This window comes from Shewanella sp. Arc9-LZ (assembly GCF_010092445.1).
Taxonomy (GTDB): Bacteria; Pseudomonadota; Gammaproteobacteria; order Enterobacterales; family Shewanellaceae; genus Shewanella.
Map to the genome: position 1 here is coordinate 3,136,599 of NZ_CP048031.1, position 14,386 is coordinate 3,150,984.

The 14,386-nt window shown below is 42.2% G+C and carries 10 protein-coding genes; 1 reads left to right on the forward strand and 9 read right to left on the reverse strand.

All coding sequences use genetic code 11. From position 1 onward, the window contains the following. Positions 1-19: 19 nt before the first annotated feature. Positions 20-517: a LuxR C-terminal-related transcriptional regulator gene (locus GUY17_RS13445; protein WP_162023441.1), complete on the forward strand. Its 498-nt coding sequence runs from the start codon at positions 20-22 to the stop codon at positions 515-517. Positions 518-787: 270 nt separating this feature from the next. On the opposite strand, the gene purF is transcribed toward GUY17_RS13445, so the two are convergent. From purF to fabB, 9 genes are all read right to left on the reverse strand, one after another. Further along, positions 788-2,302, reverse strand: coding sequence for an amidophosphoribosyltransferase (purF, locus tag GUY17_RS13450; RefSeq protein ID WP_011636872.1), 1,515 nt, complete (start codon positions 2,300-2,302; stop codon positions 788-790). Between the two features lie 33 nt (positions 2,303-2,335). Next, positions 2,336-2,824, reverse strand: a complete 489-nt coding sequence (locus tag GUY17_RS13455; protein ID WP_101086721.1) for a CvpA family protein — start codon at positions 2,822-2,824, stop codon at positions 2,336-2,338. Between the two features lie 152 nt (positions 2,825-2,976). After that, positions 2,977-3,615, reverse strand: a complete 639-nt coding sequence (locus GUY17_RS13460) for an SPOR domain-containing protein (protein WP_162023442.1) — start codon at positions 3,613-3,615, stop codon at positions 2,977-2,979. Between the two features lie 71 nt (positions 3,616-3,686). Next, positions 3,687-4,964 (reverse strand): bifunctional tetrahydrofolate synthase/dihydrofolate synthase, encoded by a 1,278-nt coding sequence (folC, locus tag GUY17_RS13465; RefSeq protein ID WP_162023443.1) that lies wholly within the window; start codon positions 4,962-4,964, stop codon positions 3,687-3,689. A gap of 117 nt (positions 4,965-5,081) precedes the next feature. Further along, a complete protein-coding gene (gene truA / locus GUY17_RS13470; protein WP_162023444.1) occupies positions 5,082-5,867 on the reverse strand; it encodes a tRNA pseudouridine(38-40) synthase TruA in 786 nt (261 codons plus the stop codon). Between the two features lie 129 nt (positions 5,868-5,996). After that, the gene (locus GUY17_RS13475) at positions 5,997-10,022 is read right to left on the reverse strand and encodes a FimV/HubP family polar landmark protein (protein WP_162023445.1); all 4,026 of its coding nucleotides are present in this window, start codon (positions 10,020-10,022) and stop codon (positions 5,997-5,999) included. A 290-nt stretch (positions 10,023-10,312) separates the two neighbouring features. Continuing rightward, on the reverse strand, positions 10,313-11,329 hold the full coding sequence (locus tag GUY17_RS13480; RefSeq protein ID WP_011636866.1) for an aspartate-semialdehyde dehydrogenase: 1,017 nt from the start codon (positions 11,327-11,329) through the stop codon (positions 10,313-10,315). 189 nt (positions 11,330-11,518) lie between these two features. Beyond that, the gene (locus GUY17_RS13485; RefSeq protein ID WP_162023446.1) at positions 11,519-12,655 is read right to left on the reverse strand and encodes a 4-phosphoerythronate dehydrogenase; all 1,137 of its coding nucleotides are present in this window, start codon (positions 12,653-12,655) and stop codon (positions 11,519-11,521) included. A gap of 428 nt (positions 12,656-13,083) precedes the next feature. Continuing rightward, positions 13,084-14,298 carry a beta-ketoacyl-ACP synthase I gene (fabB, locus tag GUY17_RS13490; protein ID WP_162024366.1) on the reverse strand — a complete coding sequence of 405 codons (1,215 nt, stop codon included), beginning with the start codon at positions 14,296-14,298 and terminating at the stop codon, positions 13,084-13,086. Positions 14,299-14,386 lie beyond the last annotated feature (88 nt).

Sequence of the window (14,386 nt, forward strand, 5' to 3'; positions counted from 1 at the left end):
TCATTTTTGGACCGCTGTCATGAGAAAAGATGTATTCATTATTATACTGCTACTGCTAATCACCTTGTTTAAGTTGTTCGACATATTTGCCGATTTTCAACTGGACATTCCCGCTTGGCACATTGCCCAAGAAGCCATGCTGGTATTGTTAACGATTGCAGCGAGTATTTTTTTAGGTTATGACCTGATCCGCAGTTCTCGCCAAGTCAAAGCACTCAAATCGAAACTTAAAAAAGCGGATAAAGAAATCGATCACATGTCAGCACAAATGCGATCAGCAAGACAAGAATATAGCGTAACAATCGCAACACAATTCGATGCATGGCAGTTTACAAAAAGTGAACAACAAGTCGCTTTATTACTGTTGAAAGGCCTCAGCTTTAAAGAAATTGCCGAGGTACGACTCACCAAAGAAAAAACGGTCCGCCAACAAGCATCAACAATTTACAGCAAAGCACAAGTTGACGGCCGCCACACTCTATGCGCCTGGTTTATGGAAGATTTTATTCAAGAGTAATACTCACTAAGCCCAAAAAAATATAGGTCCCTGCTTAAAAATATTACAGGGTGAATAACGTAGTAGTCAGGATTATTATTTTAGCTTTTGCCCTTCGTCTTCATTATCCGCGCAAGCTTAGATCCCGGCTTAAATGCCTTATTGGGAGAGATCCATTTTTGACTTTTGACTTTTGACTTAATGATTTAATGATTTAAACCCATAAAAAAACCAGCATTTTCATGCTGGTTTTTTTGTTGTTAACAAATATTGCTAACAAGGCCGGTTAACTTATGGATGACACTCGTTGTGCATTTCTAAGTTAGTACCAATGTCTTTTGAGCGATTGGCTTTAGCATCATCATTACGTAATTGCGTTAAATGATCCAAGTAAGCTTGGTCAACGTCGTTGGTAATATAATGACCGTCGAATACTGATGTTTCGAAACGCTTAATCTCTGGATTTTCCATTCTTACCGCTTCAATTAAGTCGCTTAAGTCTTGGAAAATAATGCCATCGGCACCAATGATTTTGGCAATTTCGTCAGCATCACGACCATGAGCGATAAGCTCATTAGACGTCGGCATATCAATACCATACACATTCGGGAAACGAATTTCAGGTGCCGCTGAAGCAAAGTACACTTTCTTTGCACCGGCTTCTCGCGCCATTTCAATGATCTGTTCAGACGTAGTACCACGTACAATCGAATCATCAACCAATAATACGTTTTTACCTTTAAACTCGGTATTAATCGCATTCAGTTTACGACGTACAGATTTTTTACGCTCTAACTGACCAGGCATAATAAACGTACGACCAATATAACGATTTTTCACAAAACCTTGGCGGTACGGTAAATCCATGCAACGTGCAATTTCTAATGCGATATCGCACGAAGTTTCAGGAATAGGAATAACAACATCAATGTCGTGATCTTCCCATTCTTTCTTAATTTTTTCGCCTAACTTAGCGCCCATGTTTACACGGCTTGCATAAACAGACACTTTATCAATGCTCGAATCTGGACGTGCAAAATACACGAATTCGAAAATACATGGCGCATAGCTTGGGTCTGCTGCACATTGACGGGTAAACAATTGTCCATCAAGTGAAATATAAACAGCCTCACCAGGTGCTACGTCACGCATCACTTCAAAACCAACAGCGTCTAAAGCAACACTTTCAGAAGCAACCATGTACTCAGTACCCGTTGCAGTTTCGTGTTTACCCAATACCAAAGGACGAATACCAAATGGGTCGCGAAATGCCACTAAACCTTGGCCAATAATCATCGCAACTACCGCGTAAGCACCACGAGTTTGCGCATGCACTTTAGCAACTGCATCAAACACTTCATCGGCACTTAAGGTTAAACTGCGCGTTTCTTGTAACTCATCGGCTAACAGATTTAACAAGATTTCTGAGTCTGAGGTGGTGTTAACATGACGACGCTTTGTGACCAAGCTTGCAGCCAGTTCAATCGTATTAGTCAAGTTACCGTTATGTGCTAACGAAATACCAAATGGCGAGTTAACATAAAACGGTTGTGCCTCTGATGCACTCGAGCTGCCAGCGGTAGGATAACGAACATGTCCAATACCGGCATTGCCTTGTAAACGCTGCATATGTTTAGGTTCAAACACATCTTTGACTAAGCCGTTTGCTTTACGTAAACGAAACGCATTCATGTCAACCGTCACAATACCTGCTGCGTCTTGACCACGATGTTGGAGCACAGTCAGCGCATCATAAATGGTCTGATTAACTGTTGATTTTCCTACTATTCCGACGATACCACACATGGGTAAGGTTCCTCACTGTAAAGTGTTTTATGTTTATATTTTGGGTACAAAGCTAGAGGTATTTTCAAGGTAGTTAAAAAACCACTGAATAACCACGCCAAATTCAGGTACAAGAACAGAGTCCTGCCACCATTTAGTGTCAGGGAATGCCGTAAAAGCATCCATAAAAAACAGTAATGCACTAACGATTAACGCGCCACGAATGGCACCAAAACACAGGCCTAAAACACGGTCTGTGCCCGATAATCCGGTTTTAGCCACTAACTGGCCTAATAAATAATTAACGAGAGCCCCTATGATCAGGGTAATGATAAAAAGAATAGCAATCGCCACACCGTTTCTAACTAACTCGTCCTGCATTTGGGTTAAATGAGCTGCAAGATCAAGATAAAACTGGCTAGCGATAAAGAAAGCGGCAAACCAAACCACAAGAGACATGGCTTCTTTGGCAAATCCGCGGATCAAACTAATAATAGTTGATAACCCGATGACAATAATTATTGCGTAATCAATCCAAACCATGGAGATGGGGATCCGGTATAGGGTTCAAGACGGCGGGATTCTAACAGAGACAGAGATGTTTCTCACCTCTGATTGCACAAATTATTCTTGCGTGATTAAGAACAATCAAATTGTAAATATTAATCACGCATGCAAAATACCGTCTGAAGAGGTTATTGTTCCTGTGGATTATAGGCTACGATTTTGCCTTTTAATCCGGTTAATTTGAATATAGGTTGCTGACGAGCTTTAAGTTTTTCTTCTGAAACTTCAGGGCCAACAAACACTCGGGTTAGTTTCCCTTCAACGGGTACTTTAGGCAGTGTATAAGCGTTAAACCCCGCTTTTCGCAGTTGAGCAATCAACGCTTTTACATTGGTAATATTATTAAACCCGCCTAACTGCAATGTAAAACCAGCAGTAATAGGTGATTTCACTTTATTTGCAACCTGGGTTTCAGGCTTTTTAACTGCCACTGCTACTGTAACTGGAGCTGGAGCTGGCGGCTTAACAGCTTGGCTGACTTCTTTGGTCGGCTCTTTGTTCGGTTCAGCTCCCCCTAATGCAACGATATCGTTACTGAGATCTTGTGGTTCAGCAATCGTTAACACTTGAAATTCTTCTACTGGTTCAGCGGTATTGTCAGAATTAACTTTATTGGAAGCACTTGGCTGAGTTTGACGTAAAGGAATTTCAGTGAATTCCTCAACCACTTGCGTTTTTTTACCGTCTAATAAGTCGGGTAAAAAAATCACGCCTAAGGCCACTAATACGATGGTACCCACCAAACGATTTTGAAATTGACGATTCAAAGCTAATTCCCTTTTTTAACCAAATGACGTTAATGATGGCTTGCACGACCGACGTCTGACATAAATAGTGTTTATAAAGATTTAAAGCCAGCTACAGTATAAAAAGAACCGAAGACAATAACCACATCATCTGCATTGACTGTAGCTTGTATAGCTTGCCATGCGCTAGCGATGTCAGCAAACTCACTTACATGCTCACAGCTACCGTCATTGGGCAATGCTTGACGCAATGCTTGTGCTGATGCGCCACGTGGATTATCTAAACTCACCAAGTTCCAATGGCTAATTTGCTCGGCTAATGTCGCCAATACTGACTTAATGTCTTTATCTTTAAGCATGCCACACAAGGCTACAATACGACGGCCTTGGTAAGCCTGTAACTGTTGCGCTAAATATCTGGCGGCATGTGGATTATGCGCAACATCTAATAATACTAATGGTTGCTGACTCACCTGCTCTAGTCGCCCAGCGAGTTGAGCTTGTTGTAATCCTTGGTTTATGTGCTGTTGGCTTATTTGCGGCCAAATATGGCTTAGCAGCGCAACAACACTAGCAGCGTTAGCTAGCGGTAACCTTGGCACAGTTAAACCTGTATATGACTGCCGTGCAGATTCAAAGTGCCACAATGCTGGTTGAGTCTGATCTTTATGGTAATTAAACTCATGCCCAACACGATAAAGGGTTGTATGGAGTTGATTCGCATATTCAGTGATGCTCAACGGTAAGTCTGGCTCACCGATAATAGCGACACAATCGGGGCGAAACACACCAGCTTTCTCTCTGCCAACCAGTTCGCGGGTATCGCCTAAATATTCTTGATGATCAAGATCGATTGAGGTCAAAATAGTGGCTATGGAATCAATAATATTGGTTGCATCCAACCGTCCACCTAAACCCACTTCAAGGATGATCACATCGACTTTAGCAGCTTTAAACAAATATAAACCAGCTAAGGTAGCATATTCAAAAAAGGTTAATGAAATATCACCTCGCGCCGCCTCTATGGCACAAAAAGCTTCGATAAGAGCGTCATCACTAGCGTCTTGTTGATTTATTTGCACCCGTTCATTGTAATGCAGCAAATGAGGCGAGCTATACACGCCGACAGACAAACCAGCCTGACGTAAAATCGAAGCCAACATGGCGCAGGTTGTGCCTTTGCCATTGGTGCCGGCTACGGTAATCACTTTAGCTGGCGCCAAATCAAGCACACTCAATCGCTCGGCAACTGCGCTGACTCGAGTTAAACCCATGTCAATTTCGCTAGGATGAATTGCCAACAAATAATCCAGCCATTGAGCTAAACTTGACTGTTGATTGGGCACAGTTATTTCAGACACGATTGACATAATTCAATACCATTTAACTTATTCAAACCTTACTCGGCCTGCGAATACAGAACATTCGTTTTACATTTCAATAAAGATAACTTAGCTAACTTAAATAACATAGATAGCTTAAAGGGCTTAATCGAGCATAAACAATGGACCCAAAGCTAGCTTAGGTAATTGATAATGTTCAGGATAACTTACGTCGACCAAATACAATCCGTTCGGTTTAGCGGTAGGTGCCGCTAGCTTACGATTTTTCAGAGCAAACAATTCTGTTATCCACTCTATAGGTTGATTACCTAAGCCGATTTGCAGTAATGAACCAACAATATTACGCACCATATGATGTAAAAATGCATTAGCTTGAATATCGACCATCACATACATACCCTGGCGAGTCACATTGACTTGATGCACGTTTCGAAACGGCGTTTTAGATTGACAATGCAATGCTCTAAAACTGGTAAAATCGTGTTCGCCAACAAAAAGCTGTGCCGCTTTATGCATCAAGGTTTCATCAATATCACCGTGATAATGGCTCACTCCGGCACTTAAAATACCCGGGCGCAGTTTATGATTATAAATCACATAGCGGTAACGTCTGGCTGTCGCACTGTAACGAGCATGAAAACTGTCATCGACTTCTTTTGCCCAGCGTATCGCCACACTGTCGGGTAAATTAGCATTAACGCCCTGTGTCCACGCCGTCATTGGACGTTGAACATCGGTGTCAAAATGAACCACCTGCCCGGTACCGTGTACACCAGTATCTGTTCTGCCGGCACACAAAACGGTTATAGGTTCATTAGCCACATAACTTAACGCTTTTTCAATCTGGGCTTGCACTGAATCGACCTCGAGTTGGCGCTGCCACCCACAAAAACCACTACCATCATATTCAACACCTAACGCGACCCGCATGCCTATATCCTCTACTCAATAATGGCGCGCAGTTTATCACAAAAAAACGGCGCATGTATCTGCGCCGTTTGCTTTTATGTGGTTAACATAAGCCTATTTCTTTACCTATGCAGGCAAAAAATTATCGGCTTAACTGACACTTTTTAGTAAATTTTTGGCTTCTAATTGCTGACGTTCATTACCGTCCATTTGCACTTCTTTTAATAACGCTCGGGCACTGTCTTGATCTTCAATTTCAATATACGCCCTGGCTAAATCAAGTTTTGCATTAACGGAGTTTTCTTCATCATCAACATCAACCATATTCGGATTGCCCATTAATGAACTTGCAGAGCCCATATCAACATTAACGTCTTTATACTGATCGGTTTTATCGTCATCTTCATCAGCATCGTTCAACAGTTTATCAATATCGATATAACCGTTTTCACGCTCAAAACGCATTAAGTCATCGTCACTGGCTTTATATTCTGTTGATTGGCTTCGTTCTTTTTGATCGAGTGCAGCCAATGCTTCATCAACAGTTAAGTTGTCATCGCTAAGGATATACTCATCTTCTGAGGTAAAGTCATCATCGTTGTCATCATCATTGAGTGATTGTGAAAATGCAGCCAGTAGATCATCGTCACTCACATCTGCTTCATCGACTTCTCTCTCGTCAGCGGCTGACTCGGCAGCTTTAAGTAAATCGCTTTCCCAATCTAAAAGTTCAGGTTTTGGTTTACTTGATTTTAGGTCATTAAAGAAGCCTGAATCTTTATTGATTTTACTTTTCGCACTAGACGAAGCAGCCTCTTCATCATCCATTTGTGCTAACAAGGCATCAAGACCATCATCCGTTTCTGATGTAGGAGCTTGTGCAGCTGCAGTTTCTTGATCAGACTCAACATCATTATTGCTCGTTGACGCTAACGCAGCTTCAAGTTCAGCATCTAGCCAGCGGTTATCTTCGTCATCGCTGTCTGCTGCTTTATCAGCATCCGCTTCTGGCTCAATATACTTGTTCGTTTCAATATCAGCGGTATCAACTGTGTTAGTTAAATCGGTATCATTAAGATATTCATCAAACTCATCGAATAATGCGTTATCGTCGATGCTTTCATTGTCAGGCTGAGTGCTGTCAACCTGCGGAGCACTGCCATACTGTGGGTTTTCAGTGTCATTTTCTGATGGAGTATCGTCTTTTATATCTTCTTTAAAGCTTGCCAATAAAGTATTAATATCATCATCGAGGGACTCATCATCAGATATTGATTCTTCATCGGAAATATCATCATCTAATTCAGCAGCAATCTGTGCTTGGACGGCAGCCTTTTCCTGAACGTCGGCATCTGACTCAATCACAGGCTCGTTAAGACTCGCTAATAATGCATCGATGTCATCATCACTGGTTTCATTATCATCAATGGAATCTACGACATCCTCATCACTTAACTCTGCAGCAATTTGCGCCGCTAAATCATCACTATCGGAAGTTTGCTGTTCACCGGTTGATAGTTCATCACTTTTTTCATCAAACACTGATTCAATAACAGGCTCATTCAAGCTAGACAGCAATGCGTCAATGTCATCATCACTCGACTCTACATCTTGGATATCTTCGTTAGTATCATCTTGCAACTCAGCTGCAATTAACGCGGCAATATCATCATCGTTGTCAATTGAATCACGGTTTAACGGCTGAAGGTCTGTATCCCCATCATCTGTTGAACTATCTGTTGAGCTATCTTCTTCGTTCTCATCCTTGGTTGCAGATAAGCCGGCTAGGAGTTGATCTATATCTTCGTCCGTTGCAGTAGGAGCATCAACATCAGTTTGTTCCGAATCAGGCTCTGATAGTAATAAATCAAGGTCCTCTTCCGCGTTTGTTTCAGCTGATTTTACCGGTGTTTCGGCAGCCACATCATCCGGTTCTGCAGGCATATCAAACTCTGCTAACAATGCATCGATATCGTCATCCGCTTTTGCTTCAGCTGATTTTACCGGTGTTTCGGCGGCCACATCATCTGGCTCTGCAGGCATATCAAACTCAGCTAACAATGCATCGATATCGTCATCCGCTTTTGCTTCAGCTGATTTTATCTGTGTTTCGGCGGCCACATCATCTGGCTCTGCAGGCATATCAAACTCAGCTAACAATGCATCGATATCGTCATCCGCGCTTGTGTCTGCTGATTTTACCGGCGTTTCGGCGGCCACATCATCCGGTTCTGCAGGCATATCAAACTCTGCTAACAATGCATCGATATCGTCATCCGCTTTTGCTTCAGCTGATTTTACCGGTGTTTCGGCGGCCACATCATCCGGTTCTGCAGGCATATCAAACTCTGCTAACAATGCATCGATATCGTCTTCCGCGTTTGCTTCAGCTGATTTTACCGGTGTTTCGGCGGCCACATCATCTGGCTCTGCTGGCATATCAAACTCAGCTAACAATGCATCGATATCATCTTCCGCGCTTGTGTCTGCTGATTTTACTGCTGCGGCAGCGGCAACATCATCCGACTCCGCTGGCATATCAAACTCAGCTAACAATGCATCGATATCATCTTCCGCGCTTGTGTCTGCTGATTTTACTGCTGCGGCAGCGGCAACATCATCCGACTCTGCAGGCATATCAAACTCAGCTAACAATGCATCGATATCGTCATCCGCGCTTGTGTCTGCTGATTTTACTGCTGCCGCAGCCACATCATCTGGCTCTGCAGGCATATCAAACTCAGCTAATAGCGAATCAATATCATTTTCTGCTGAAGCATCTAGATCATCAGTTTCATCTTTTCCAGTATCTTCATCTAAACCCGCCAACAAACTGTCTAAATCATCTTCTGGTGCAGAAGAATTTAGGGTTGCAGCAGGCTTATCATCTAATCCAGCAAGTAGACTATCGAGATCATCATCATCTTCAAGAGGTTCAAGATCAGAATCTTGATCTTCCATAGCCTCTGCCCATAAATCGTCTAATGAGGTCCCTTCTTCGTCTTCTATTTCTGTTTCACTAACAAACATATCTGACGCCATATCCATCTCGGCATCATCTTCCATTTGGATTTCAGGCTGTAAATCTACGCTGTCTAAATCCAATAAATCATCAATTGAATCTTCATCACTTGAATCTAAATGGACCACAATATCATCAGAGTCATCTAAGCCATCACTGCCTGTTGCAACTGCAGACTCTTGTTCAGACTGGGTTGCTGTTTTCACTTCAGATTGTTGAGACTTTTTATTTCGGCGACTGAGCAACCAGAAAATAAGCCCGAAGATAATTAACAGAGGGATAGAGGCGGCAAGGATCAACAAAATGGTGTTATCCATTAGGCTACGCCAAAAGTCAGTGGGTTCTTCTACTACGGGTTCCGCATTTTCGGTTTGATCTTCGAGTTTTTTATTTTCTAAGTTTAAAGCTTCATATTTCTCGCGTAATAGTTGTAGATCTTCTTCAAGCGAGGAAATGTTTAATGACATTTGTTCAATTTTGTTTTTCAACGCTTGATTGTCATTATTACTGACCATTAATTCATCTTGCGCGCGCGCTAGCTCATCCGTGACCATCAACGTTTTTGCATTAGCTTTATCTAAGGTGCTATTGAGATCATTTACGACAACCGCATTAGCCTCATTAATCGCTTTGGTTTGAACCGCTACAGCAGGTGTTTGCTGAACTATTTGCAGTGGTTTTGCAGCAGTAGGCTTTTTAGGCGTTTCGACTATAGGGGATTGAATAGGTTTATTAATAACGGGACGAGGCTGGGTTTGTCTGCTAGCGCGGCGGTCATCTTGTTCAGCACGGCGTTTAGCAACATCATTGGGTATAGCTGCTATCACATCTACAGAAGGAACAAGTAATATCATCCCTCGCTCTAATGTATTGTAATTATTACCACTAAAAGCATGTGGATTCGCGTCAAATAACGCCGCCATCACTTGATAAATACTGACCTTATCACTGGGTCTGACTTTTTGCGCAATACTCCAAAACGTATCTCTTGATGTCGTCGGACCATATTGCCGTTTCGCTTGTTGTTTAACCTCGCCATTGGGCCCAGTAATTTTGAGCGTTTCTGCTTGTGCAGACTCAATAATTTGTACACTGGTTAAACCAACCGCTGTGCAGGCAATCAAACCCACAATATATGAAGTACGCAAAGTCATCCCATCCTTCCCTTTTAGCGCTATTGAGTTACCGATTTGGCAACAGGCTTTAGGCAATTTTTATCGTTAGTATTATGGTCGTTAACTGTATCGAGTCACATCAATCGTGAGCCAATTTTACAGGCAATTTCGATGTTATTGATGTTAAAAATGATATGTTTACGACTATAAACTAGATTCACCACACCTGCTACTATTGGGCTCAGTAAAACGGAAAAAGCCTGCGCATTGCAGGCTTTTTAAACTAAATCGCGTTGTTGATTAAGTCATTACACATTGTTAAAGCGTAATTAATAGTAATCTCTAATCAAAATCTCGGCAATTTGTACGCTGTTTAATGCTGCGCCCTTACGAATGTTATCGGCAGTAACCCATAAATTTATACCGTGAGAGTGTGAAATATCTTTACGAACACGACCAACATAAACAGGATCATTACCTGCAGCTTCAGTTACCGCGGTTGGATATTCGCTATCATCATCAAACAATTCTACGCCTGGTGCATCACGTAAAACGGCTTTAACATCTTCTGCATCAACAGGTTGACGAGTTTCAATGTGGATAGCTTCAGAATGACCATAAAAAACAGGCACACGCACAGCTGTTGGATTAACCACAATTTCGTCATCACCAAAAATTTTCTGCGTTTCCCACACCATTTTCATTTCTTCTTTGGTGTAGCCATTTTCCATAAACACATCAATTTGAGGCAATACGTTAAAGGCAATTTGCTTTGGATAAACTGTCGGCTCAGACGGTAATCCTTGCAATAATTTAGCACTTTGACCCGCTAGCTCATCAATCGCCTTTTTACCGGTTCCCGACACAGACTGGTAGGTCGCTACGTTAATACGTGAAATACCAAAAGCATCATAAATAGGTTTAAGAGCCACTAACATCTGAATCGTTGAACAATTAGGATTAGCGATGATATTGCGATTGCGGAAATCAGCAATGGCTTCTGGGTTAACTTCAGGTATCACCAGTGGCACATCTACGTCGTAACGAAAATGTGAGGTGTTATCGATAACAACACAACCCGCATCACCCGCAATCGGCGCCCATTTAGCAGACACATCGCCACCAGCAGAAAAGAAGCCAATTTGTGCTTGGGTCCAATCAAACGTTTCTACGTCAAGAATTTCAACTTGTTTACCGTGAAAACTGACTGTTTCGCCAGCACTGCGACTGCTCGCTAATGGAAACAACTTAGCAACCGGAAAATTACGCTGCTCGAGGATCTCAATCATTGTTTGACCCACTGCGCCCGATGCACCTAAAACGACTACATTAAATTCCTGAGACATAATTAACGCTCGACTCCATATTATCCAGTTTGAACAATCAATCTACCCTAGTTTAGTTGTGCTTTACTAGGGTTAATGTACTAAAAAAGCCGACTTTGAAGTGATTTTTTCTCAACTGGTTAAAATTACTGTTTTTTAGCTTCAATCTGTCGTTCTATTGGCAATATCGGCCTTATATACTTTCACTAATTAATTAAAGCCTAAAGCACTCAACATCGGTGGGTTAATCGTACCATCAGATAAATAGTCCACAGATTGAGCTAACGAGATAGCACTATATTCACGACGATAAGTGTGGTTTTTACGCATTAAATCAAAACCTGTCGCTGTTGAAAAACAACCTCTAAAACTAAAGTCATCATCACGCAAATCATAGACCAAACGCGACAATTTCAGCAATTGGCTTTCAGTTAAATCACCTTGATTTACAATTTGGTTAAATTGAAATGCTGGTAATAAACTTTCTAATGATTTTTTCACCGGAAAATCAAGTAACTCACACCACTTTTGATACAACATAAACGTACCACGGGCTTTGCCTTCAAGGCTATAACCTGCAATATGCGGCGTAGCAAACTCTGCCAAGGCGACTAATTCGGTCATTGGGTTAGGTTCACCTTCCCACACGTCAAGTACCAGCTTTACATCATCACGTTGTTGTTTAAACTTGATCAGCGCTCGGTTGTCAATAACCTCGCCTCGACAGCAATTTAGTAACCAAGTATTGGGCTTTAGCTTATTCAGTCGAGTTTCATCAAACAAGTACCAGGTTTTGTGCTCACCGTCTTTAGTGATAGGCACATGCAGACTGATTATATCGGCTTGCTCAATAATAGTGTCTAGCGACACAAACTCTCGGGTATCACCTTGCGATGCTTTAATGGGATCGCATAACAATACTTTTAGCCCATAAGCTTGCATACACTTCGCGGCTGCGGTGCCGGTATTACCCGCGCCGACAATCCCAACCACTTTACCGGCTAGAGACTCACCGAAACGTTGCGCTAACTCCAGCATGGCAATAAATGCATACTCACCTACTGCAGTCGCGTTACACCCAGGGGCATTAGTAAAATAAATATTGCGCAACGAAAGATAATCAACATCAATATGATCGGTACCAATTGTCGCACTACCCACAAATTTAAGTTTATGCGCATTCTTAATTAACGCAGCATTCACTTTGGTCACCGAACGCACCAGTAACACATCAGCATCTTCAACTTGTTTAGCCGTCAAGGTTCGGCCATTTACATATTCAATCTTACCTAAATAGCCAAACAAGGCATCAACATAAGGCATGTTTTCATCGGCAATTATTTTCATTTGGGTATCTTATTCACTGCGAGTTTAACGACATCACATCGCGTTTTTTTATAACCAGTATCTTATACCAAACTCACCCACTCCGTCATGGCAAATAGCGCTGAATGTTCTCGCTGACTAAACCTGGATGCTAGAGCGGACTTCGTCCTGCTAGTTCGCTTCGCGGTTATAAAAGCCAAGCGGTTAACATCAGAAACAACCGACAAATAACTCCGATATACGCTTACATCGCTTTCGCTTTTATAGCTTCTAGCCGCAAAGCGAACTAGCATCTAGGCATTTAGTCTTTCCATAAGCGCAGCGTTCGCTTGTAATCGCTTGTTACCGCCTGTTATCGCTTTTTCTCTATGCAAAAGGCAATAAAAAAGCCAGTATCGTTTCCGATGCTGGCTTTCAAATCATTCGCGGGTTGCCCCACTAATGAGGTTTTATGCTTTATATTTACGCATGACTAACGTTGCGTTAGTGCCACCAAAACCAAAGCTATTGCTCATGATGGTGTTCAATTCTGCTTTGCGCATTTCACGAACTACTGGCATGCCAGTTGCTTTTTCATCTAGGTTGTCAATGTTAATGCTTGGAGCAATAAAACTGTCTTCCATCATGATTAAGCTGTAAATCGCTTCATGAACACCCGCAGCACCTAAAGCATGGCCTGTCATTGATTTAGTTGATGCGATAGGAGGCATGTTATCGCCAAACACTTCGCGCAATGCTTCAAGTTCACGCATGTCACCTACAGGAGTAGAAGTACCATGAGTGTTGATGTAATCAACTGGTGTATCGACATCAGCTAATGCCATCTGCATACAACGTACGGCACCTTCTCCAGACGGAGCAACCATGTCGTAGCCATCAGATGTGGCACCATAACCAACAATCTCAGCATAAATCTTCGCACCACGTGCTAAGGCATGTTCTAATTCTTCAACAACAACGATACCGCCGCCGCCAGAAATAACAAAACCATCACGATCGGCATCATAAGTACGAGACGCTTTTTCAGGCGTGTCATTGTACTTAGTCGATAGTGCTCCCATAGCATCAAAGCCCATAGTGAGTGTCCAATCGACTTCTTCAGCACCGCCAGCAAAAACCATATCTTGCTTACCCATTTGGATAAGTTCAACGGCATGGCCAATACAATGAGCTGAAGTGGCACAAGCTGAACTGATTGAATAGCTCGTGCCTTTAATTTTAAATGGTGTCGCCAAGCAAGCACTTGCAGTACTCGACATAATACGAGGCACTATATAAGGGCCTACACGCTTAACACCTTTTTCACGAAGTGTATCAGCAGCCTGAACTTGGTTTTTTGAAGATGCGCCACCCGTTCCAGCAATCAAGCCGACACGGAAATTAGAATATTGCTCTTCTGTTAAGTTAGCGTCAGCAATCGCTTCCTGCATAGCAATGTAAGCATATGCAGCAGCATCGCCCATAAAGCGTAGTGCTTTACGATCGATATGATCAGCTGGGTTCATTTTAATGTCACCCCAAACTTTGCTACGTAATTGCATTTCTTCAAACTGTGCCGAGTGAGTAATACCGCTACGACCCGCTTTAAGTGAATCAGTCACTTCTAGCTTGTTATTACCGATACTTGAAACAACACCCATTCCGGTGATCACGACTCTTTTCATTTTTATGCTATCCATTTGGTACATGTCGGTACTTAATTGCGGCAATCATAGCTGCTTTGAAGCAATTAAGTGGTCAGCTTTCCATAAA

Coding starts and splice junctions, on each gene's coding strand:
- GUY17_RS13445 (WP_162023441.1), top strand. CDS start 20: ATGAGAAAAGATGTATTCATTATTATACTGCTACTGCTAATCACCTTG.
- purF (WP_011636872.1), bottom strand. CDS start 2,302: ATGTGTGGTATCGTCGGAATAGTAGGAAAATCAACAGTTAATCAGACC.
- GUY17_RS13455 (WP_101086721.1), bottom strand. CDS start 2,824: ATGGTTTGGATTGATTACGCAATAATTATTGTCATCGGGTTATCAACT.
- folC (WP_162023443.1), bottom strand. CDS start 4,964: ATGTCAATCGTGTCTGAAATAACTGTGCCCAATCAACAGTCAAGTTTA.
- truA (WP_162023444.1), bottom strand. CDS start 5,867: ATGCGGGTCGCGTTAGGTGTTGAATATGATGGTAGTGGTTTTTGTGGG.
- GUY17_RS13475 (WP_162023445.1), bottom strand. CDS start 10,022: ATGACTTTGCGTACTTCATATATTGTGGGTTTGATTGCCTGCACAGCG.
- GUY17_RS13480 (WP_011636866.1), bottom strand. CDS start 11,329: ATGTCTCAGGAATTTAATGTAGTCGTTTTAGGTGCATCGGGCGCAGTG.
- GUY17_RS13485 (WP_162023446.1), bottom strand. CDS start 12,655: ATGAAAATAATTGCCGATGAAAACATGCCTTATGTTGATGCCTTGTTT.
- fabB (WP_162024366.1), bottom strand. CDS start 14,298: ATGAAAAGAGTCGTGATCACCGGAATGGGTGTTGTTTCAAGTATCGGT.